The organism is Burkholderia sp. BCC1640 (genome assembly GCF_902833125.1).
GTDB lineage: Bacteria > Pseudomonadota > Gammaproteobacteria > Burkholderiales > Burkholderiaceae > Burkholderia > Burkholderia diffusa.
In genome coordinates, this window is sequence record NZ_CADFEF010000025.1 from 50,797 (window position 1) to 72,075 (window position 21,279).

Consider the following 21,279-nt stretch of genomic DNA (forward strand, 5'->3'; position numbering starts at 1 on the left):
CGAGCGGCTACCGTCGCCGCTTCGTCGCGCCGGTCCGCCCGTTCGCGCATGCGCCGGCACGACGCGTGCGCTGCTCGACAGTCCTCCGCCGAAAGCGGACAGGCGCATGCCGCCCCCGCCGATTCCGGATAGCCGGCGCCGGTTGCGCTACGCATAATGGCGCAACGGCGTCGGCCCGTCCGGCGCCTTCGTGGCGGGGCACCGCGAACGTCCCGCGCATCCGCAAACCGACCAGGCGCTTCCCGAATGACGATCCTCTATCGCGGCATGGACCGCGCGGCGCTCGACGCCGCCTACCTGAACACGAGAGCCATTCCCGATTTTCCCGCGGTGCTCGCGTCCTGCCAGGCACGCAGCGCGGCGCTTTACGATGCGACGCCCGGGCAGCGCGACCTGCGTTACGGTGCGGGTCCGGCGCAGCGCTTCGACTGGCTGCGGTGCGGCGTGGCCGACGCGCCGCTGTTCGTGTTCATTCACGGCGGCTACTGGCAGCACTGCGCGAAAGAGGATTTCGCGTACGCGGCCGCCGGGCCGCTCGCACGCGGCTTCGACGTCGTGCTCGCCGAATACACGCTCGCACCAGCCGCATCGATGACCGACATCGTCGGCGAGATTGGCGCGTTGCTCGACCATCTCGCGGCCGACCCCGACGGCATCGGCACTGCGGGACGACCGATCCACCTGAGCGGTCACTCGGCAGGCGGCCACCTGACGGCCGTGCATCGCGCGCATCCGGCCGTCGTGTCGGCGCTCGCGATCAGCCCGCTCGTCGATCTCGAACCGATCTCGCTGTGCGTGCTCGACGACAAGCTGAAGCTCACCGCGCAGGAAATCGCCGCGTACAGCCCGCTGCGTCACATCGGGCCGGGCGCACCGACCGTCGTCGCGGTCGGCGCGGCCGAGCTGCCGGAGCTCGTGCGTCAAGCGCACGAATACGCGGACGCCTGCGAAGCGGCCGGCGAACGGATCGCGCGCGCATGGCTGCCCGGCATGCAGCACTTCACGGTGCTCGACGATCTCGCGAAACCGGAGAGCGCGATGCTCGCTGCGTTGCAGGCGATCGCGCCGCGCTGACCGCGCCGTGTTGCGTCGCCTTGCGTGATTTCGCGCCGCGCGCGGCCGGGCGTATGATCGCTTCAGGCCTGCCTGGCGCGGCACGCGCGCCCCGCACGGCGCTTTCCGGGACCTTCATCATGGTGAACCCGCTTCATTTCGATCTGCAGTCGCTGCGCGTGTTCGCGCTCGTCGCCGAGCACGGCAGCCTGACCAAGGCGGCCGAACACGGCCAGCTAACGTTGTCCGCGGTCAGCAAGCGGATCGCCGAACTCGAAAGCGTGACCGGCAGCGCGCTGTTCGTCCGGCATGCGCGCGGTGTCGAGCTGACGCCGGCGGGCCGCGCGCTGCTCGACCATGCGGCGAAGGTGATCGAGCAGGTCAACCGGATGGCGCACGAGATGAGCGACTACGTTGCGGGCGTGCGCGGCCACATTCACGTGTGGACCAATACGTCGGCCATCGTCCAGTTCCTGCCGGCCGATCTCGCCGCGTTTCTCACCGACAACCCGGGCATCAAGGTCAGCCTGGAGGAGCGGCTGAGTCACGAAATCGTCGACGCGCTCGCGGCTGGCAAGGCCGATCTCGGCGTGTTCGCGGACAACGTGCCGGCGCCCGGCATCGAACGCCGCCTGTACCGGCGCGACGAACTGGTACTGCTCGTGCCGCGTGGGCATCGCTTCGCCGCGCACGACAGCATCCGCTTCGCGGATACGCTCGATGAAGACTACGTCGGCCTGAGCGACGGCAGTTCGCTGCTCACGCGCATGACCGACGCCGCGTTCGCGGCCGAGCGCTCGCTGAAGCTGCGCATCCAGGTGTCGAATTTCGACGGCGTGAGCCGGATGATCGAGGCCGGGCTCGGAATCGGCGTGCTGCCGCGCGATGCGGTGACCGGCGAGCGCGCGGCGCGGCTCGGGGTCGTGAAGCTCGACGACGCGTGGGCGACGCGCACGTTGTGGGTCGGCGTGAAGGCAGGCGCTGTGCTGACCACCGACATCGCGAAGCTGTTCGATTTCATGTCGGCACGCTGAACCTGCTCAATGGCGCGCCGCACGCGCGATGCACGGGGTACGCAAGCGCATGCCCCGTGCCGGTCGCCGTGTCATACCGGGTTGATGTCGTCGTGGCTGCGCCGGGAGGTCAGCGGCCCCAGCACGCGCAGCGTGACGGCAACGATGCCGAGCGCGACCGAGATCACGCCGAACATCGCGCCGGCGCCATGTGCGGCCAGCACCGGCAGCAGCACGAACGGCAGCGCGCCGCTGACGATGCGCGACAGCGCGTACGTGCTGCCGATCGCGGTCGAGCGCGCACGTGCCGGAAAGATCTCCGCCTGGTACACGTGATACGCGTTGCTGAACACGTTCGACGCGCAGGTCGTCAGGAAACCGAAGCAGACGATCAACACCGTGTTGCCCGAATACGCGAAGCACAGCCCGAACGCGGCGATCGACAGGATCGACCCGATCACGAGCGTGCGGCGCTCGATCCAGTTCAGCAACGGAATGGACAGCAGCGAGCCGATCGGATAACCGATGAACGACAGCGCAATGAACAGCGTGCTGTCCGTGACGTCGAACCCGCGGCTCTTGACGACCGTGCCCGCGAGCGTGCCGAAACCGTAATAGCCGAAGCCCTGGAACAGGTGGAACACCGCAAGCATCAGGTAGCGCGCGCCGTAAGGCCGGCGGCGCAGCAGCGCGATGCGCTCGCCGAGGCGCAGAGGCCGCTGCGGTTCTGCCGATGCCGCGAACTGCTCGGGCACGCACACGCCTGCGCTGTCCGCGAAGCGCCGAACCGCGGCATGCGCATCCGCGACGCGGCCCTGCGCGAGCAGCCAGCGCGGGCTTTCCGGCAGCCGATGCTGGACCAGCAGCACGTAGACCGCGCCGAGGCTGCCAATCGCGAGGATGATGCGCCAGCCGGCCACACCCGAGACATGCAGCGGATTCAGCCACAGCGCGAGGAAGCCGACCAGCGGCACCGCGACGTACGAAGTCGTATAGCCCCAAGCGGCGAACCGCCCACGCTTGTCCTTCGGCAGGATTTCCGACAGGAAGCTGTCGGCGACCGGGTAGATCGCGCCGACGCCGATGCCCGTCAGGAACCGGCATGCCACCAGCATGTCGGCGTTCACGGAGAACGCGCCGATCAGCGAAAACGCGCTGTACCAGACGAGCGTCAGCAAGAACGCCTTGCGCCGGCCGATGCGGTCGGCAAGGCTGCCGAGACACATCGCGCCGACGAACATCCCGATGAATGCCGAGGCCAGCAGCAGCTTGAAATCGGCGCTTTGCCGGCTCAGCCCATATTCGTTCTGCAACGCGGAGCCGATCGTGCTGACGAGGAAGATCTCGTACATGTCGAAGAACAGCCCGACGCCGATCACCCAGACGACGAAGCAGTGCAGCGCACTGACGGGCAGGTCGTCCATGAATTCGCCGAGCGTGACGCCACGGGCGGGCAGGGCCGTCGCACCGGCGCCGGCCCGGGCCGCGGACGGTACGGCGGACGCGGGGGCATCCGCGGTGCCGCCGAGGTTGAGGGATTGGCTGTTCATCGTGTCTCCTGATTATCGATTTGCCGTGGCGCAACGCCCGGCTGTTCGCGGCCGGCCTTGCAGATCCGGTCGCGCGACGCGGCGCGTGTGCGCGCCAGGCCCGCGAAAGGCCGGCTGCACGGGTGGCGTCGAGCGTCCGAAACATCGTCGGCGAATTTGCGCGACACGATAATTGCGGATGCTTCAAGCATCCTTTCCTGCGCAGAAAGGCTGCGGAACGCCCGCCGGGCGGTCTTCGGATGAAGGTCAGGCAGCTGCGGGAAGGCGAGGGCAGGGAAAACCATGGGTGACGCTGCGTGCATTCGGCGAGCCGCGATGCCGTGCGGAGCGGTTCGGCATCGGCGGGACCGGCGGCGCTACGCAACGGAGCGGAACGGCAGGCTCAGCCCTCCGCATTCGTCATGCGTCCACCGCTCGACGTGGTGCGCCGTGCGCACCGCATTGCCGCTCATTGCGACGCGCACGGATCAGCGCATCCGGCTGCCGCCGTCTGACCGGCATCGACAGCGGGGGTAGAGCTGGCGTCGGCCCGTTCCTGTCGGACCGTATCCGACGCAACCGCCTGCAACCTTGCCGCCATGTCCGGCGCGATGCCGAGTTGCGCGGCAGCTTGCTCCTGCGGGCCGAACGTACGGACGTCGACCCCGGCGATCTGCTGAAACAGCACGAGCGCGCTCAGATAAGCGCCCAGCACGCCCGGATGCAGATAATCGGGCCGCGAGATCGGCGGGTCGTTCTGGGCGCGCATGCCGTACCACAGCAGCGGCGCGCCGGACGGCGCATACGGGTCGGGATCGGCGACGCCGGTCGTCCATGCACGCTGCCACGCACGGCCGACCGGCACGACGGCGGCGATCGACGGATCGGTGCGGCGCGCGCCTTCGTATGCATCGCGATACGCTGCAACGAGGTCGGCGAGACGATCGACGTACCGTACGTGAAAACCGGCGCTGTCCGGCTCGCCCGCCAGCGCTTTCGCGAGTTCGGCGCGTGGCCAGGTTTCATACAGATAGACACGCGCTTGCGGCACCGCCGCACGAATGCCGCGTGCGAGCTTCGCGACGCTTGCACGGAAACCGGCCGGATCGCTGGCGCGGCTGTGCGTGAGCGCGAACGGCAGCGGCTTCGCGCTCAGCTCCTGCAGGACCACCACATCCCACGTGGGCCGGTCGATCACGTCCGATGCGACGCGGTCATGTTTCGCGAGACTCGTCGCCGACATCGCTTCCAGATGAACCTCGTAGTCGAGTCCGGCTTCGGCGGCGAAGCGCGCGAAGATCCCCGGAATCCCGCCCCACGGGCCCGGCTCGCGTTCGGCGCGGGCCCCGGTCTGCCCGAAGTTTTCGTCGATGACCCGCGCTGTGCCGCCCGTATCCTCGCGGTCGGACCGCATCGCGCCGTACGAACGCACTGGCGTGTAACGGCCGTGCGTGAGGCTATCGCCGACGAACAGGATGCGTTGCGGCGTGCGCACTGCCGGTACGGGCGACCCGGCAGGCAAGTGCGTGGCATCCGTGGCCGAGGCGGCCGTCGCCGGCCCGACGACCAGCAACGCCACGACGCACGTCAGTGCGAAACGCACGATCGGGCAACAGAACGAGGGCACGACGGGCATTTCACTCATTGCGGAGTTCCGGAGGACGCGTGGCCGCAGTATTTCACGAAGCGGCATGACGAGACATATGCCGTTCGTCGGACTTGGATGCGTTTTCCCCGTCCGCTATCCTGAGCGCTGAACTTTCGAACGGCGGCCCGCCGGCACAACCCACGTGCCGCGCACCCGCACGCTTCCCGTTTGCGTTCACGCCGCCCACAGGAGACGCACGACATGATTCCCTCGACCGACAACCGGACGCTGTTGCGCACGCTCGGCATCCGCACCCCGATCATCCAGGCGCCGATGGCCGGCGTCAGCACGCCCGCGCTGGCGGCCGCCGTGTCGAATGCGGGCGGGCTCGGCTCGCTTGGCGTCGGCGCGACGAACGCCGAAGGTGCGCGCAAGATGATCCGCGACACGCGCGCGCTCACCGACCGGCCGTTCAACATCAATCTGTTCTGCCACCAGCCGGCCCGCGCCGACGCTGTCGTCGAACGCGCGTGGCTCGACTGGCTCGCGCCCGCGTTCCGCGAACAGGGCGCGACGCCGCCGGCGTCGTTGTCGGAGATCTACACGAGCTTCGTCGCGGACGATGCGATGCTCGCGATGCTGATCGAAGAAAAACCGGCGGTCGTCAGCTTTCATTTCGGGTTGCCGTCCGATGAGGCCATTGCCGTGCTGAAGCGCGCGGGCATCACGCTGTTCGCGTCCGCGACGAATCCCGACGAAGCCCGGCAGATCGTCGCGGCCGGCATCGACGCGATCGTTGCGCAGGGCATCGAGGCCGGCGGGCACCGTGGCGTATTCGACTCGACGGCGCACGACGACCGGCTCGGCACGTTCGCGCTGACGCGCCTGCTGGTGCGCGAATGCGCACTGCCGGTGATCGCGGCCGGCGGCATCATGGACGGCGACGGCATCGCCGCCGCGCTGGCGCTCGGCGCGCAGGCCGCGCAGCTCGGCACCGCCTTCGTGGCGTGCCCGGAGACGTCGATCGACGACGGTTATCGCCGCGCGATCCTCGGCGACGCAGCGCGCCGCACGACATTGACGACCGCGGTCTCCGGACGGATCGCACGCGGCATCGCGAACCGACTGACCGCGCTCGGCGACGATCCGCACGCACCGGCCACGCCGGCCTATCCGATCGCATACGACGCCGGCAAGGCACTGCATGCGGCCGCGAAGGCGAACGGCGAGTTCGGCTACGGCGCGCAATGGGCCGGGCAGGCGGCGCCGCTCGCCCGGTCGCTGCCGGCGGCCGAACTGTTCGCGACGCTCGAGCGCGAGACACGGGCGGCCATCGCACGGTTACAGCATGCGCTGGACTGATTTCCCGGTTACATGCGGCGCGCCGGCGCTCGGCGCATGGGCCGCAATGCGCATGGCCGTGGACAAAATTGCAACGTCCTGTATCCACGCGCGGCGTGGATACAGCGTGATACAACGCATCGGCGAAGGCCCGTTATAAAGCGGACATGAACTCTTGAGGAGCACGACATGTCTGCTACGTGGTTCAACGGATCCTGCCATTGCGGCGCCGTGAAATTCGAAGTCCGGACCGCGCTTGCGCCGGCGACTCGCTGCAACTGCAGCCTCTGCCGCCGTCGCGGCGCGCTGATGAGCCCGATGTTCGCCGCGGCCGACTTGAAGATCGTCGAGGGCGAGGGCGCGCTGACGCTCTACCGCTTCAACACGCACACGGCTCGTCACTATTTCTGCAGCCGCTGCGGCGTCTATCCGTTTCATCAGACGCGCAAGGATCCCGCGTGCTGGCGCGTCAATCTCGGTTGCCTCGACGGTGTCGATCCCTATGCGCTCGATGCGACCGTCGCCGACGGCGCAAGCCTTTCCGTCGTGGAGGACGCATGAAGCGCTGGCTGATGATCCTGCTGTTCGCCGCCGGCGGCCTCGCGACCGAAATCGCTCATCCGGTGCAGTGTTCGCTGCTGTCAGTCAGCCGCCAGCGGACCGGCGACCGACGGGGTCGGAACGACGGCGGACAAGACTGAACCGGAACAGGTGCCGTGGGCGTCGAGTCATGTTGATCGGAAACGATAATCATGCTACCGATAAGATCGCACGCGATATATAATGCGTCCATCTGCGACACGAACAGTCGTCGCTGGAGAACGCCCATGAAACCGACCGAAACACAATCGCCCGCCGCACCGAAGCTGTCCGAATTCCTGTGCTTTGCGATCTACTCGACGAATCTCGCGTTCGGCAAGGCATACAAACCGATCCTCGAAGAGCTCGGCCTCACGTACACGCAATACATCACGATCATCGCGCTGTGGGAGGAGGGCAACCAGACGGTCGGGCAACTCGGCGAAAAGCTGTTCCTCGAATCGAACACGCTGACGCCGATCCTGAAGAAGCTCGAGGCGATGGGCTATCTGGAGCGGCACCGCGATCCGTCGGACGAACGCCAGGTGCTCGTGAGCCTGACGAAAAGCGGCCGCCGCGTGCGCGAGAAGGGGCTCGACATGAATCTGGTCGAAGCCACCGGGCTGAAACCCGACGAATTCGCGAAGATGCAGAAGGCCATCGTCACGCTGCGCGGCAACCTGATCGATTCGATCGACGAATAGACGATTAAACGCAGGCTCGATGTCGAGCCTGCGGTGCGATTGCCGGCGCGGCCCGTTCTTATGGCTGGCGTTCCGGCTGGCCCGTCCCGGTTTCCTCGGGCCCCAGCACCAGCAAATGCATGTCGCGACGCGTCACGAAGCCGAGTGCGCGATAGCGCTCGATCGCGCCGTGATTCGACGTGAGCACGTGCAGGAACGGCGTTTCCGCCCGCGCGCGGATGGTCGCGACCAACGACCGGATCAGTCCGGCCGCGAGGCCTTGGCCCCGGAAAGCCACATCCACGCACACCGCGCTGATCTCCGCATGACCGCCGGCCCTCAGCCGCTGACCGGCCATCGCCACGAGCCGGCCTTGCCGGCGTACACCGATATAGCCGCCGAATTCGACCGTGCGCGGGCCGAACGGGCCTGGCTCCGTCGCCGCGATCAGTTCGAGCATTTCCGGCACATCGGCTTCGGTGAGCCGGACATGCTCCAGAGCAGGCGCGCCGTCGAGCGTTCCCTGCCAGATCATCTGATGCAGCATCGCCCGCCAGACCACGGAAAAACCGGCCGGCGTCGGGATCTCGTCCGGCGTGACGAGTGCCGCCGGTCCATGCGCGTCGATCAGTCCGTGCAACGCGTCGAACGCGGTCGGGCTGCGGTCGGCCATGCCCGCAAACGGTGCGAGCGCAGGAGGAAAGCGACGCGCAAGCGCGTCGCCGAGGGCGAAACGATGCTGCTCCCCGGTGAGCGCGCGCCATACGGCATTGTCGAGCGGATGCGATCCGCCATCTTCCTGGTCCGTCGTCGGTTCCAGCATCGTCTGCTCCTTGATTGAAGGCCGCCCGTCGCACAGCATAGACGCGATCGTCCGCGCCGGTTGCGGGCAAACATAAAGCGCATACGATTACATCGTATGCGCTTTATTTGGCGGGCGGTGTCGTCGATTTCGTCGCGACGCTCAACGACCGAAATAGATCGAGCGCTCGGCCGTGCGAATCGCGATGCGACTGCCGGATTGCGTCGCACCGTCGGCGTTGTTGCAGTAACCGGCTGTCCGGGTGTCGGCCGCCGTTGCATCGTTGTCGCGCACCCGCTTCAGCGCGGCCTGCAGGTTGTCCGGATAGTTGGGATCGTTCGGGCGATTCGGCAGATAGCCGGCCTGCTGGAGGGCGGCCAGTTCCGCCCGCACTTGCGCGCGCGTCACGGTGCTTTCGGTCGCGAAGGCCGGTGCGGCAACGGAAGCCGACACGGCGACGAGCAGGGCTGCAATCAGTTGGGTCTTCATCATTTACCTCGACAGAAAAGAGTAATCGGAATGTGAACGCCGCGCGCCGGCAATCGGCGTCGATCGCGACTTCGTTCAACGGCCGAAATAGATCGAGCGCTCGGCTGTGCGCGTGACGGGACGGCTGCCCGATTGCGTGACGGCTGCGGCGTCGGCGCCATAACCGGACGTCGCCGTATCGGCTGCGACGGTGTCGTTCGCGTGGATACGCGTCAGCGCGACCTGCAGGTCGTCCGGGTAGTGCGGATCGTTCGCGCGGCCCGGCACATAGCCGGCCTGCTGCAACTGGACGAGTTCGGCACGCACTTGTGCACGCGTCACGACGGCGTCACTGGCAAAGGCCGGCGCGGCAACGGCGGCGGACACGGCAACGAGAAGGGCAGCGATCAGTTGGGTTTTCATCATTCACCTCGACAAGAAAATGGCAGGACATTCAGGAGGGCAGCACGTGGCCACCCGGGGCATGGCTCAGACGATGCGGATCTCGACATCGATATTGCCGCGCGTCGCCTTCGAATACGGGCAGGTCTGGTGCGCGGTGTCGACGATGTGCTGCGCGACGTCGCGATCGAGTCCCGGCACGCTCACGTTCAGGCGGGCCTGCAGGAAGTACGCGTTGCCGCCCGTGCCCAGATCCACTTCGGCATCGACCGCGAGATCGGCCGGCAGCGTGACCTTCGCCGCGCGCGCCGCGAGCTGCATCGCGCCGATGAAGCAGGCCGACCAGCCGGCCGCGAACAGCTGTTCCGGATTCGTGCCGTTCCCGGCGCTGCCCGGCGACGACAACTGGATGTCGAGGCGGCCGTCGGAACTGCGAGCCGCGCCGTCGCGGCCGCCGGAAGTCGTATGCGTCTTGCCCGTGTACAGCACTTTTTCGATCTTGCTCATCGTTCACTCCGTCAGGTAGGAAGGTTTTTCTCTGATGCGATTCGATCGCATGCGATGCAGTTTGGTCGAGACGACCGAGCACGTCAAGCGGATTCGATTAAATCGCATACGATATTTTGTATTTCAATGTATCTAGAGCGTGGCGAGCCTTGCCGGACAAGGCTCCCGGGCGATCAAACCCTTATATTGAAAAGACGACCCGGACCGGAAGATTCAGCGATGGCAGGGCAGATGGCCGCGCCGGAATAGCGGTCGCCCGGGCCTTCGGCAACCCGGTCATGCCGGGCGGACTTCGGCGATCACGACCAGGACCACCGCCGCGTCGGCCGGCAACTGGCGGTGGGAAAAGGCCGAGCGCGCGTGTCCGGCCTTGTTGCCCAGCACCTGGGCGAACAGGTCGGAGGCGCCGTCGATCACGGCCGGTTGACCGTGGAAGCCGTCGGCCGACGCGACGTGCCCCTCGACGCGCACGATGTGATGCAGGCGGTCGAACCCGCCGAGGTGCTTTCCGATCTGGGCAAGCACGTTCAGCGCCGCGAGCTGCGCCGCGCGCCGACCGTCATCGACGCCCAGTTGTTCGCCGACGCGCCCCGTATAGGCCACCTTGCCGTCGACGAGCGGCAATTGCCCGGAAATGAACAACAGGTTGCCTGCCTCACTGACGGCCGTATAGCTGCCGAGCGGTTGCGGCGGTTCGGGTAGCGTGAAGTCGAGTTCGGCCAGCTTCTGTTCGATCGTCATGGCATGCTCCTTCGGGGATCGTTGATGAGTTGGCCGCGGTGTGGACGCGCGACTCGCCACGGCCTCTGTCAGTCACTCTAGTGAGGCGGTCGGGGCCGGTAAATATCGTTCGCGCAATTGACTCGACACGCGGTGTAACGAATCGCCCGCGGTGCAACGCGGTGCGAACGCGTACCACCGGTATCGCCGATACGCTGGTTTCCTGGCGGCGATTCATGCACACTCGGTGCTTCAGCGTCCCGCCGCGAAACAACGCGCGCTGGCGGGCCGGAAGCGCCGTGCCTGGTTGCGGGCGCACGCCGGATTCGCCGTCTTGCAACCGCGCCAGGCGGCACGAGGAAGCAGGAGCCGCCCCCATGCAGAGAAAATTCGATGACCTCCTGCTCGGCAGCATCGAGCTGTTCTGTCTGGCAGCCGAACTCGGCAGCTTCACGCTTGCCGCAACGGCCGCGAGCGTCACGCCGGCCGCGGTGAGCCGGTCGGTCGCGCGGCTCGAGGAGCGTCTCGGCGTACGCCTGTTCGTCCGGACGACGCGCCAGATCCGGCTCACCGATTCTGGGCGGCGCTATTTCGAGCAATGCCGTGATGCGTTGTCGCAGCTCGTCGACGCGGAGCGCGAAGCGACGGGGCAGCAGGCAACGCCGGCCGGCGTGCTGCGCATCAGCATGCCGACGCCATACGGACACTATCGCGTGCTGCCGCTGCTGCCCGCGTTTCGCGAGCGATACCCGGACGTACGCGTCGAAACCCATCTCAGCAACCGCAACATCGACTTCGCCGAGGAGGGTTTCGACCTTGCGATCCGCGGCCGCGCGCCAGCGGATTCGAGCCTGGTCGCACGCAAGCTGGAGGACGCCGAGCTCGTCGTCGTCGCGACGCCGGGCTATCTGAAGCGCGCCGGCGTGCTGCGCACGGTCGACGATCTGCACTCGCACGAATGCATCCAGTTCGAGCTTCCGAGCAGCGGCCGCCCGATTCCATGGCTGTTCAGCGACGGATCGGCGGAAATCGACGTTGCGACGACGGGCGGCTACGGCACGTCGGGCGACGTCCTCGCCGGCGTCACGCTCGCGCGCAGCGGTGCGGGCCTGTTCCAGACCTATCGCTTCATCGTCGAGCGGGATCTGCGGGAAGGCACGCTCACTGAGGTGCTGTCCGCGCAGGGCGGGCGATCGCGGCCGTTCATGCTGCTGTATCCGCATGCACGCTATCTGTCGTCACGCGTGCGCGTCTTCGTCGACTTTCTCGTCGAACATCTCGAACAGGCACCCGCAAGGCGGACTCGCTAGTCGCGGCCAGCCATGCCGTCGACCGGGCAGAGCGGGGCGCCGACGCCACGCCTGCGCCGGCATCGGGGCGCCGGCATCATCCGCGCCGGCGCATGTTCACGACGTTGCCGCTCAGTGCCCGGCGCTCTGGCCACCGTCCACGTGCAGAATCTCGCCGGTGACGAACGGCGCCGAATCGAGATACAGGATCGCGCCGACGATGTCGCTCATCTCGCCCATCCGGCCGACCGGATGCAGCGATGCGAGCGTCGCGTGCGTGTCAGGCGCGTGCATCGGCGACTTGATGATGCCGGGCGACACCGCGTTCACGCGGATGCCGGCCTTCGCATATTCAATTGCGAGCGACTTCGTCGCCGCATTGATCCCGCCTTTCGTCAGCGATGCGAGCACCGACGGCACATTGCTGTTCGCGTGATCGACGAGGCTCGTCGTGATGCTGACCACGTGACCGCCGCCGTTTCCGTTGCGCTGCATCGCCGCAATCGCGCGCTGCGTGATGTGGAAGAAGCCGTCCATGTTCACGCGGGTGATGGCCGCATAGTCGTCCGCCGTGTATTGCGTGAACGGCTTCGCGATGAAGATGCCCGCGTTGTTGACGAGCGTGTCGACCCGGCCGAAGCGCTCGATGGCGGCGTCGACCACGCGCCGCGCGACAGCCGGGTCGCCGATGTCGCCCGCGACGGTGACGAGATCGGGGGCGTCCGACGTCCCGATCGAACGGGACGTCGCGACCACGCGATGGCCCTGCGCGCGGAATGCGTTGACCGCTTCGGCGCCGATGCCTTGCGATGCGCCGGTGACGATGATGACTTTGGAAGTGCTCATGATATGCCTCGACAGGTGACTGGTTTTCGGCTTCAGCGCCGACCGGATCGATGAATCCGATGGACGCAACTCTAGGCGCGGCGGGCCGGAGTTCGAATACCCACCATGGACCAACAGTCTTGCGTCGCGGGAACAAATGCGGGGCGGGGGAAGCGGCGAGGATGCTGGAGGAGCTGCGTCGACGCGATCGCCAGTGCGCCGTCTTTCACACACAGCGACACGCGTCGATCGTTGTGAATTCGAAGGTTTGCGCAGCGGAATGCTGGGAATGTCGTGTACCGGATCGTTCGTCACGCATCGGGCACTTCTGTTTTTTATCGAAAATATCCGGATAACTTTTCTTATCATGATAGCTGTATTTTTTATTAAAACTCCCGGATACGAAAACGCGCCTGACCGAACGCCTCCCCAAGAGAATCAGGGCAGGGCATGCGGCCGCACGTGGATGTTCGGTGCGTAATCCGGCACTCCGAACACGACCAAAACTGGCACAATCCTGCCCACATCCGTAGATACGGCCCGATATCGCCCGGAGATTGCCCGGTGGCGGACGACGCCGATTCGCTCGTCCCGGACGCTTGCTTCGGCCGGCGCAGCACCTGCGCGAGCGCCCCCGAACAGCCGGCGCGGTATGCGCGTCTCGCGGCATGCCGGGTGCCGCGAGACGCGACGAGAGTCGCGAGCGGGCGGCTCGATACATCCGGTTTTGGGGCTGCAGGGGCAACGTAGTTTTACGCCGCATGCATCGCACCGTGACGCAGGCCGCAATCAATACACTTTCCATGCACGCGTTGAACACACTGCACGAACAGGTCGAAAAATTCAGGGAATGGGCGGCGCTATACCCAGTCCACCAGCGAAGTGTCGAGTGGGAATGTGAGTACGGCCATTGGGAAGCGCTGTGGGACGCGTCGCTTGCCGTCGTCGACTCGCTTGCGCCGGCCGCCTGGACCGCAACCGCGTGCGCCGATCTGCTTTACGCGATTGCCCGCGACCAAGCGCTGGAACACATTTCGAGCATGCTCTGGACGCAACCCGACGCGTTACTGGCACTTGCGCGCGCCTCGATCGACGCGTCGGAGCCGAACGCCAAATGGCAGTTGGCCGCGCGACTCGGCGGGCTGGGTTCGCATGCCGCCGAGGCCGAGGCACTGCTGTTGCGCCTGGTGGACGACGAGGACGAATACGTGCGCCGGCGTGCCTTGCTTGCGTTGGGCGCACTGAAGTCCACGCATGCCGAGGCGCTCGCGGAGCGTGCGTGGCACACCGGACACGAATATCAGCGGATTGCCGCGTTGTGGGTGCTCAAGAACATCCAATCCGGAAAGCTGGTGCAATACGTGAAGCTGGCCGAGGCAGACGGTCGCGAGTACGTCGTACGGAACGCGCGAGACGTGTCATGAATATGGGTTGAACGGCCGCGGCACATCGTGCGGCTGGGACCCGGCGGCGGTTGGTCGGCAGATCTGCCGCTAGAGCGACATTTCCATGTAGCCCAAAGCGGACATTACAACTTAGCCACCACAACAAAACTTATCGATAACTATGATTATGTCAAATATGGAATTCACCCAACATCACCACTGAAATCCCGACCAGACGCCCAGAATCCCGCCTCACCGGTCGCTCGCAGCACCGATTTCCAGCGTGAACGCAACTGCGGCAAAACCAGCGACACGCAACGCCCCCGACGGCCGCCCGCCAGACGCCGTCTCCAACTACCGCAAACCGCCCGCTACAGGACGATCAGGACAACCACATCCCCTGCATCTTGTGCGAGAAATGCGCTCGCTCGGCCGTCTCCATCAGCGACAGGAATTCGTCCTGCATCATGTGGATCAGCGCTTCGTGGTCGCCGGCCTCGAAATACACTTCCGGCTGCTGCGCGAGATGTTCCTCGAGGAACGTCTTCATCCCGTACGCCATGCACACCGGCGGCAACGCGCCGAGGTCGCAATCCTTGAACAGTTCGCGCAGTTTGATTTCCCTGGCGAGCACGAGATGACGGCCGGTCTTGACCCAGAGGTCCGACAGGCGCACCGCGTGCGACGTCGGCAGCACGGCGGCGACGTAGCCTTCGTCGTCCTCGAGCAGCACGGTTTTCGCGAGGCGATCGCCGGGGATATGCGCGGCGGCGGCCGTCTCCATGCTGGTATGGCTATACGGGTGGTACACGACTTCGTACCGCGATGACTTCTGGCGCAGGCAATCCTGCAGGGTGGCTGATACAGGCATGGCACACCTCGTCTTGACGAATCGGGCGAACGAAGTTCGCTCCGGATTCGTTCAGCATAGGTCGCATTGCGGCCAATGGAAACGCCCTCGCACGACGTCCGCACGGGCGGTCCGATATCCGGCTTCGGCCCTTTTTGCGGTCGACACGGCCGCCCTCGCCGGCAGGCGAAATTCGTGCCCGGAATGCGCATGGAACATCCCGACCACACCCGCCTTTCTTGAAGACAAAACGAGCGATAACCGGTCCGGTGCGATGACTCGAATCCATGCGACGGCGGCTCCTAACCAGACCGTTAGTTGCATTTAAAGAAAGGGCGTCGGGGCCTGAAAATCATCTCGTCAGCCGCCCGGGATCAGCCGGCCACGCAGCGGCGAAGCCGTCGCAAACCATGCCCGACAAAGACCGAAACGCGCCCTATACTGAGCCAACCGCCCGCCATCCTGCGGCAGCCGATTCCGGGAGCGACCATGCACTACCAGTTGATCTACGAACTCGTCGACGATTATCTGTCCCGCCGCGAACAGTACCGCGCCGAGCACCTCGCACTCGCGCAGGCGGCAACCGAGCGCGGTGAGCTCATGCTCGCAGGCGCATTGCAGGATCCAGCCGACCGGGCCGTGCTCGTCTTCGAAGGCGACTCGCCGGAAGCCGCCGAATCGTTCGCCCGCGCCGATCCGTACGTGCAGCACGGCCTCGTCAAATCCTGGTGCGTGCGTCCGTGGCGCGTCGTGGTCGGCAAGCACGCCCCGCGCTAGCGGCGTCCCCCTGCTACAGCCACCCCGCCCGCTTGAAGCGCCACCACAACGCGAGATCGGCGGCGACCATCACCGCGATGCAGCCGTAGAAGCCGTACTTGAGGTGCAGTTCGGGCATGTTCGCGAAGTTCATCCCGTAAATGCCGGCGATCATCGTCGGTATCGCGAACAGCGCGGCGAACGAACCGAGCCGCTTGGTCACCTCGTTCTCCGAGAGCGAAATCATCCCGAGGTTGACCTGGATCGCGGTCACGACCATCTCGCGCCGCCCTTCGATCGTCTTCACGATCCGCTGCAGGTGGTCGTACACGTCGCGGAAGTAATGCTCCATCCCGCTGCAGATCTGCGGAATGCGTCCGCCGGTGAGCTTCGCGAGCGGCTCGATCAGCGGCGCCGTGTGCTGGTGCAGCGTCACGAGCCGGCGTTTCAGCGAATAGAGATCCTCGATGATCGCGCGCGACGACGCGGGCGAGGCCTTGGTGAAGATGCGGTCCTCGAGTTCCTCGAGCTCGTTGCCGAGCGTCTCAAGGATCGGGAAATAGCGGTCGACGACCTGATCCATCAGCGCATAGAACACGAACGCCGACCCTTCCTGCAGCAGATGCGGCTCGCGCTCGCAGCGCTTGCGCACGTCGCGGAAGTCCTGCTCGGTATGGTTGCGGATCGACAGCACGTAGTTCGGGCCGACGAACACGTTCAGCTCGCCGACCTTGAATTCGCCGTCGTCGTCGAGCTCGACCATATGCAGCACCGCGAACAGCGAATCGCCGTACTCCTCGATCTTCGGCCGCTGATGCCCCTTGCGGGCATCCTCGAGCGCAAGCTCGTGCAGCCCGAATTCCTCACCCATCAGGTCGATCTCGTCCGGCGTCGGATCCTTCAGCGCGACCCACACGAAACACTCGGGTTTCGACACGTAGTCGCTGATGGCGTCGATATCGATTTCGGCCAGCTTGCGGCCGTCCTGGTATGCAGCACAGTTGATCAGCATGTTGTCCGTCATGTTGCAGTTTTCGCATCAGTTTACCGGTTTGACGCGCGGGCGGTCCGGCTTGCGCGACACGCCGATATTGGTCATGATCGGACTGCGTGCGACGCGGCACGCGCACGACATCGCTTCGACAGACGCACGGCACGGCCGTGCGGCCCAACCGTCAAGGAGACAAACCCATGTGGTATTTCTCGTGGATACTCGGCATCGGCGTGGCGCTCGGCTTCGGCATCATCAACGCGATGTGGCTGGAGGCGGAAGTCTTCTCGCGCGGCGACAAGCGCAGCGACGCGTCGCGCGGGGATCCGGGGGGCCGGTATTCGTGACGCACCTGGTTTTCTTCTGCGGTCATGCCGGCACCGGCAAGACCACGCTCGCGAAGCGGCTGATCGGGCCGCTGATGCGCGCGACCGGCGAAGCCTTCTGCCTGCTCGACAAGGACACGCTCTACGGCCGCTACAGTTCGGCCGCGATGGGCGCCCTCACCTCCGATCCGAACGATCGCGACAGCCCGCTCTACCTGAAACACCTGCGCGATCCCGAATACCAGGGCCTGCTCGACACGGCCCGCGAGAACCTCGCGCTCGGCATCGGCGTGCTCGTGGTCGGCCCGCTGTCGCGCGAAGTGCGTGATCGGCGCATCCTCGACCGCACGTGGCTGGGCATCGGGCCGGACGTCGTGCTGACGGTCGTATGGGTCCATACCGCGGAAGACGTCGCGCACCAGCGGATCGTCGCGCGCGGCAATCCGAACGACGCGTACAAGCTCGCGCATTGGGACGAATACCGGCAACGCCGCTTCGTGCCGACCGGCCACGAATGCGACGGCATCGTGATGTTCGACAACACCGCGCCGTCCGACGCGGACATCGATGCGCTGCTGTACCGCATCGCGCCGCCGGCGCCGCAGGCAACGATCGTCCCGCCGCTGCCCGCCTGAGCGGCGCGCACCGCCCTGCTCTTCCCCGCCGCGACGCGCTAAAAAAACAACGCCGGAAGCGCTGTTGCGCTCCCGGCGTCGCACGGCCCTCGTGCCGGAGACCGGTCGTCAGGCGACTTCGTGCACGCGCTCCATCGTGCCACCTTCGTACAGCTTGCCGAAGCGGTTCGCGAGGAACGCCTTCAGCGACACCTTTTCCTGCGGGATGAAACCGCTCTGCGGCAGCTTCTTTTCGCGGAACAGATCCAGCACCGCGCACATCGCGCCAGCCGTCGTGATCTGGATCGCGCTCATGTGCATCCCGCACACGTCCTTCGCGAAAATCTTGCGCGTGAATACGTCCTGCACGAGCTGGCCGTCCTTCACGCCCGTCACCGTGACGAACACGAGCACGACGTCCTGCTTCGTCGACGGCACCGCGCGGCGCATGATCGACTTCAGCGTGTCGCGGTCGCTCGACAGGCGCAGGTCCTCGAGCAAGAACTGCACGAGTTCGCGGTGGCCCGGATAGCGCACCGACTTGTAGTCGAGCGTCTCGACCTTGCCCGACAGCGTTTCGCACAGCGTGCCCAGGCCGCCCGACGTGTTGAACGCTTCGTATTCGGTGCCGTCGAGCGAGAAGTGCTCGAGGCCTTCGAGCGGCTGCACCCACTGCTTGCGGCCGTCGCGGATCGCTTCGCACGGCTGGCAGTATTCGTTGATCAGACCGTCGACGCTCCACGTCAGGTTGTACTTCAGCGCGTTGGTCGGATACTCGGGCAGCGCGCCGACGCGCATCTTCACGTCGCGCACTTCGCTGAAGCCGTTCACGAGCTCGTGTGCGGCGATGCCGATGAAGCCCGGCGCGAGGCCGCACTGCGGCATGAACGCGCGGTCCGAACCGTCCGCCAGTTCGCGGATCGCGTGCGTCGCGCGCACGTCTTCGGTCAGGTCGAAGTAATGAACGCCGGCAGCCTTGGCCGCCGCGGCGACGTTGACCGCGAGGTAATACGGCAGCGCGTTGACGAGCGCATCGAAGCCCTTCACGGCTTCACGGATCGCATTGGCGTCGGCCGAATCGACACGTTGCGTCGCGATGCCTTCACGCGACAGCTTGGCGAGCGCATCCGCGTCGCGGTCGAACGCGACCACTTCGTAGTCGCCCGTTTCACGCAGCATGTGAGCAATGGTGTGGCCGATCAGACCTGCGCCGACGATGGCGATTTTCATGCGCTTATCTCCTGAGGATGAGTTTGGTGTTGGTGTACGGCGTCGAGCCATGAACACAGTTTAGGGACACGCAAAATCAGTTCCAAGACGAAGAATGATGCGAAACGACCGTTTAATTCGACGATATGACGACGCATTTCGTCACAACGACCAAATCATCTAAAAATCGCGTATATGACGCGCCGCAAACGGGCCGCGATGGGCGCGTTTGGACGGGCACGAAGGAACATGCAAGGAGGAAGATGCGCGAGGCAACGCCCCGCCCCGCGGCGAGCGCCGTCGACGGGTATCAGGGGAAGGGAAAGGAGGAAAAACCGACGCGACGAATCGAATCGCGCCGCGATGTCACACGCGACACCGCACGCGATACGTCATCCGCCGATCGTGCCGCGATCGATCTTGCGCGACAGGATGATCGACGTCGTCGTACGCTCGACGCCTTCGAGCGTGCCGATCTGGTCGAGCAGATCGTTGAGCCGCTCCGGCGAATCCGCACGCAGCCATGCGACATAGTCGTATTCGCCGCTCACCGCGCACAACAGCTGCACCTCGGGCATCCGGTCGAGCTTGCGCAGCACGTCCTTGCCGAACTTCGGCGTGAGGATGATGCCGACGTACGCATAGATGCTTGCATCGAGCACGTCCTGTCCGAGCCGCACGCTGTATCCGGCGATCACGTTGGTGCGCTCGAGCCGCGCGATGCGCGCGACGACCGTCGTGCGTGCGACATCGAGCTGTCGCGCGAGATCGGCGACGCTTGCGCGCGCATCCGCTTGCAGCAGCGCGACGAGTTGCCGGTCGAGGTCGTCGAGTTGGTCGAGGCGAGGTGGACGCATGAGGCTGGGCCGGTGTGCAACGCGCCGGCGAAATGGAACGTGACGCGATGATAGCGCCGAACGCCGGTGCGCCCAAACGGCATCGCACGCGGTCATGGGCTCACGCGTTCGCATCGCCCGCCTCGTTCGCGTGCGGCGTCCGACGTGTCGATCGAACGCCGTCGATCGTCGCCCGCCCGCTATGTCCCTTTCAATTTCGATTCGTATCGGATGTAAGCAAGTGTCGCTTTCGCTGTCGCGTTTCAGGCGACGTGCTACTAATAACGGGTGACAAGAGTTCGGCGCTCGCGGCATCGGCCGCCGCGCCCGCTCGCACGACACCACCCCGGAGAGCCAACCATGAAGAAAATCTCGCTCACCCTCGCCACGCTCGCCGTTGCGGCCAGCGCATTCGCGCAAACGCCGCCGCAACCGCAAACGCCCGCTCCGTCGACGGCGACTGCGACGGCCGCATCGGCCCCGAGCGCCGAACAGCGCGCGGCGCGCCACGAAGCGCGCATCGAGCAACGCATCAAGTACCTGCACGATCAGCTGAAGATCACGTCAGCGCAGGAGCCGCAATGGAAGACGTTCGCCGACACGATGCGTGAAAACGGCGACACGATGGGCCGCCTCTATCGCACGCGGATGGAAAGCCAGAACGTGTCCGCGGTCGACGACATGAAGCAGTACGCGGAACTCGCGCAGGCGAACGCGGACGGCGCGAAGAAGCTCGCCGACGCATTCGCGCCGCTCTACGAGAGCTTCCCGGCCGACCAGAAGGCACTCGCCGACACGACGTTCCGCAGCTGGCTGCATCACGGCGGCGAACACCGCGGCAAGGGCAAGGCCAGAAGCAAGGAAGGCAAGGCGGCCGCCGCGCCGGCCGCAAGCGCGCCCGCACAACCCTGACGTCCGCCCGCCGGCGTCGCGCTGCCCGCCCGGGCCGAACGGCGTCGCGCATCCCGCAGGAACCCGGTGCGTCACACGGCGCGCCGGATTCGGGATAAGCTCCCGGCTTTTCCCGCACTTCCCCCCGCCATGCTCGAACTCAAGCACATCGATTTGCGTACCGACCCGCAGGCCCGTCGCGTCGTGAAGGACGAAACCGTCACGGTCGCATTCGCGGAGGCCGACGGCGAACTGATGAGCCTCGAAGGCCCGAACCGCTATGTCGCGGGCGACGCGCTGATCACCGGCTCGACCGGCGACCGCTGGGTCGTGTCGCGCGCACGCTTCGACGCGAAATACCTGCCCGCCGATCCGGCACTCGCGCACGGTGCGCCGGGCGCCTACCGGAACCGGCCGGCCGTCGTGCTCGCCCGCCGGATGGACGAGCCCTTCACGATCGCCCGCTCGGAAAACGGCGACACGCTGCGTGGCGTCGCCGGCGACTGGGTGATGCAGTATGCGCCCGGCGACTACGGCGTCGTCCAGGCGCAGCGTTTCGCGCAGGTCTACCGCGACGCGTAACGCGTAGCGCGCGACGCCGGCATCGCGCCGGCGCGCGCGT

26 protein-coding genes are annotated in these 21,279 nt (G+C 66.1%); 13 read left to right on the plus strand and 13 right to left on the minus strand.

The window, feature by feature from the left end; genetic code table 11:
• The first annotated feature begins 246 nt into the window (after positions 1-246).
• Positions 247-1,074, plus strand: a complete 828-nt coding sequence (locus HWX25_RS24375; RefSeq protein ID WP_175910997.1) for an alpha/beta hydrolase — start codon at positions 247-249, stop codon at positions 1,072-1,074.
• Between the two features lie 119 nt (positions 1,075-1,193).
• A complete protein-coding gene (locus HWX25_RS24380) occupies positions 1,194-2,087 on the plus strand; it encodes a LysR family transcriptional regulator (RefSeq protein WP_175910999.1) in 894 nt (297 codons plus the stop codon).
• A gap of 71 nt (positions 2,088-2,158) precedes the next feature.
• On the opposite strand, the gene HWX25_RS24385 is transcribed toward HWX25_RS24380, so the two are convergent.
• From HWX25_RS24385 to HWX25_RS24395, 3 genes are all read right to left on the minus strand, one after another.
• A complete protein-coding gene (locus tag HWX25_RS24385; RefSeq protein ID WP_175911001.1) occupies positions 2,159-3,616 on the minus strand; it encodes an MFS transporter in 1,458 nt (485 codons plus the stop codon).
• Entirely contained in the window at positions 3,613-3,900 is a 288-nt protein-coding gene (locus HWX25_RS24390) for a hypothetical protein (protein WP_175911002.1), read from the minus strand. Before HWX25_RS24390 ends, HWX25_RS24385 begins: the two co-directional genes overlap by 4 nt.
• A gap of 164 nt (positions 3,901-4,064) precedes the next feature.
• A complete protein-coding gene (locus tag HWX25_RS24395) occupies positions 4,065-5,240 on the minus strand; it encodes a hypothetical protein (RefSeq protein ID WP_175911004.1) in 1,176 nt (391 codons plus the stop codon).
• Between the two features lie 204 nt (positions 5,241-5,444).
• On the opposite strand from HWX25_RS24395, the gene HWX25_RS24400 reads away from it, so the two are divergent.
• The 4 genes from HWX25_RS24400 to HWX25_RS24415 all read left to right on the plus strand — a co-directional run bounded on the left by HWX25_RS24400 (position 5,445) and on the right by HWX25_RS24415 (position 7,807).
• Complete coding sequence (locus HWX25_RS24400; protein ID WP_175911006.1) at positions 5,445-6,545, plus strand: nitronate monooxygenase; 1,101 nt, start codon at positions 5,445-5,447, stop codon at positions 6,543-6,545.
• 168 nt (positions 6,546-6,713) lie between these two features.
• Positions 6,714-7,085, plus strand: coding sequence for a GFA family protein (locus HWX25_RS24405; protein WP_059691687.1), 372 nt, complete (start codon positions 6,714-6,716; stop codon positions 7,083-7,085).
• Positions 7,082-7,225 (plus strand): hypothetical protein, encoded by a 144-nt coding sequence (locus HWX25_RS24410; RefSeq protein ID WP_175911009.1) that lies wholly within the window; start codon positions 7,082-7,084, stop codon positions 7,223-7,225. The genes HWX25_RS24405 and HWX25_RS24410 overlap by 4 nt, the downstream gene beginning before the upstream one ends.
• A gap of 126 nt (positions 7,226-7,351) precedes the next feature.
• Positions 7,352-7,807 carry a MarR family transcriptional regulator gene (locus tag HWX25_RS24415; protein WP_059818265.1) on the plus strand — a complete coding sequence of 152 codons (456 nt, stop codon included), beginning with the start codon at positions 7,352-7,354 and terminating at the stop codon, positions 7,805-7,807.
• Between the two features lie 58 nt (positions 7,808-7,865).
• On the opposite strand, the gene HWX25_RS24420 is transcribed toward HWX25_RS24415, so the two are convergent.
• The 5 genes from HWX25_RS24420 to HWX25_RS24440 form a co-directional block, all read right to left on the minus strand.
• The gene (locus tag HWX25_RS24420) at positions 7,866-8,609 is read right to left on the minus strand and encodes a GNAT family N-acetyltransferase (protein ID WP_175911011.1); all 744 of its coding nucleotides are present in this window, start codon (positions 8,607-8,609) and stop codon (positions 7,866-7,868) included.
• 141 nt (positions 8,610-8,750) lie between these two features.
• Complete coding sequence (locus tag HWX25_RS24425; RefSeq protein WP_175911013.1) at positions 8,751-9,080, minus strand: DUF4148 domain-containing protein; 330 nt, start codon at positions 9,078-9,080, stop codon at positions 8,751-8,753.
• A gap of 72 nt (positions 9,081-9,152) precedes the next feature.
• Positions 9,153-9,479 carry a DUF4148 domain-containing protein gene (locus HWX25_RS24430; protein WP_175911015.1) on the minus strand — a complete coding sequence of 109 codons (327 nt, stop codon included), beginning with the start codon at positions 9,477-9,479 and terminating at the stop codon, positions 9,153-9,155.
• A 66-nt stretch (positions 9,480-9,545) separates the two neighbouring features.
• Positions 9,546-9,965 (minus strand): organic hydroperoxide resistance protein, encoded by a 420-nt coding sequence (locus tag HWX25_RS24435; protein ID WP_059451383.1) that lies wholly within the window; start codon positions 9,963-9,965, stop codon positions 9,546-9,548.
• A gap of 276 nt (positions 9,966-10,241) precedes the next feature.
• Positions 10,242-10,706 (minus strand): RidA family protein, encoded by a 465-nt coding sequence (locus HWX25_RS24440; protein ID WP_175911017.1) that lies wholly within the window; start codon positions 10,704-10,706, stop codon positions 10,242-10,244.
• Positions 10,707-11,062: 356 nt separating this feature from the next.
• On the opposite strand from HWX25_RS24440, the gene HWX25_RS24445 reads away from it, so the two are divergent.
• Positions 11,063-11,995 (plus strand): LysR family transcriptional regulator, encoded by a 933-nt coding sequence (locus tag HWX25_RS24445; protein WP_175911019.1) that lies wholly within the window; start codon positions 11,063-11,065, stop codon positions 11,993-11,995.
• A 111-nt stretch (positions 11,996-12,106) separates the two neighbouring features.
• On the opposite strand, the gene HWX25_RS24450 is transcribed toward HWX25_RS24445, so the two are convergent.
• The gene (locus tag HWX25_RS24450) at positions 12,107-12,820 is read right to left on the minus strand and encodes an SDR family oxidoreductase (RefSeq protein ID WP_175911021.1); all 714 of its coding nucleotides are present in this window, start codon (positions 12,818-12,820) and stop codon (positions 12,107-12,109) included.
• A 740-nt stretch (positions 12,821-13,560) separates the two neighbouring features.
• Here HWX25_RS24450 and HWX25_RS24455 point away from each other — a divergent pair.
• Positions 13,561-14,223: a HEAT repeat domain-containing protein gene (locus HWX25_RS24455; RefSeq protein ID WP_175911023.1), complete on the plus strand. Its 663-nt coding sequence runs from the start codon at positions 13,561-13,563 to the stop codon at positions 14,221-14,223.
• A gap of 343 nt (positions 14,224-14,566) precedes the next feature.
• Here HWX25_RS24455 and HWX25_RS24460 read toward each other — a convergent pair whose 3' ends face one another.
• Entirely contained in the window at positions 14,567-15,055 is a 489-nt protein-coding gene (locus tag HWX25_RS24460) for a YbaK/EbsC family protein (RefSeq protein ID WP_059814369.1), read from the minus strand.
• 468 nt (positions 15,056-15,523) lie between these two features.
• Between HWX25_RS24460 and HWX25_RS24465 the strand changes: the two genes are divergently transcribed.
• On the plus strand, positions 15,524-15,811 hold the full coding sequence (locus tag HWX25_RS24465) for a YciI-like protein (protein WP_059451388.1): 288 nt from the start codon (positions 15,524-15,526) through the stop codon (positions 15,809-15,811).
• Between the two features lie 13 nt (positions 15,812-15,824).
• Here HWX25_RS24465 and corA read toward each other — a convergent pair whose 3' ends face one another.
• Positions 15,825-16,802, minus strand: coding sequence for a magnesium/cobalt transporter CorA (gene corA, locus HWX25_RS24470; RefSeq protein WP_059814477.1), 978 nt, complete (start codon positions 16,800-16,802; stop codon positions 15,825-15,827).
• A gap of 179 nt (positions 16,803-16,981) precedes the next feature.
• Between corA and cydX the strand changes: the two genes are divergently transcribed.
• Both cydX and HWX25_RS24480 read left to right on the plus strand, forming a co-directional pair.
• Positions 16,982-17,128, plus strand: a complete 147-nt coding sequence (gene cydX / locus HWX25_RS24475; protein ID WP_082750519.1) for a cytochrome bd-I oxidase subunit CydX — start codon at positions 16,982-16,984, stop codon at positions 17,126-17,128.
• Positions 17,125-17,742 carry an ATP-binding protein gene (locus HWX25_RS24480; protein ID WP_059524280.1) on the plus strand — a complete coding sequence of 206 codons (618 nt, stop codon included), beginning with the start codon at positions 17,125-17,127 and terminating at the stop codon, positions 17,740-17,742. Before cydX ends, HWX25_RS24480 begins: the two co-directional genes overlap by 4 nt.
• 108 nt (positions 17,743-17,850) lie before the next feature.
• Here HWX25_RS24480 and HWX25_RS24485 read toward each other — a convergent pair whose 3' ends face one another.
• A complete protein-coding gene (locus HWX25_RS24485; protein ID WP_040144221.1) occupies positions 17,851-18,951 on the minus strand; it encodes a saccharopine dehydrogenase C-terminal domain-containing protein in 1,101 nt (366 codons plus the stop codon).
• 371 nt (positions 18,952-19,322) lie between these two features.
• On the minus strand, positions 19,323-19,787 hold the full coding sequence (locus HWX25_RS24490) for an Lrp/AsnC family transcriptional regulator (protein ID WP_006481526.1): 465 nt from the start codon (positions 19,785-19,787) through the stop codon (positions 19,323-19,325).
• 339 nt (positions 19,788-20,126) lie between these two features.
• Here HWX25_RS24490 and HWX25_RS24495 point away from each other — a divergent pair, with 339 nt between their 5' ends.
• Together HWX25_RS24495 and HWX25_RS24500 are read left to right on the plus strand one after the other, a co-directional pair.
• Positions 20,127-20,678: a Spy/CpxP family protein refolding chaperone gene (locus tag HWX25_RS24495; protein WP_175911025.1), complete on the plus strand. Its 552-nt coding sequence runs from the start codon at positions 20,127-20,129 to the stop codon at positions 20,676-20,678.
• A gap of 129 nt (positions 20,679-20,807) precedes the next feature.
• Positions 20,808-21,239, plus strand: a complete 432-nt coding sequence (locus HWX25_RS24500) for a PGDYG domain-containing protein (RefSeq protein WP_059524276.1) — start codon at positions 20,808-20,810, stop codon at positions 21,237-21,239.
• The last annotated feature ends 40 nt before the right edge of the window (positions 21,240-21,279 follow it).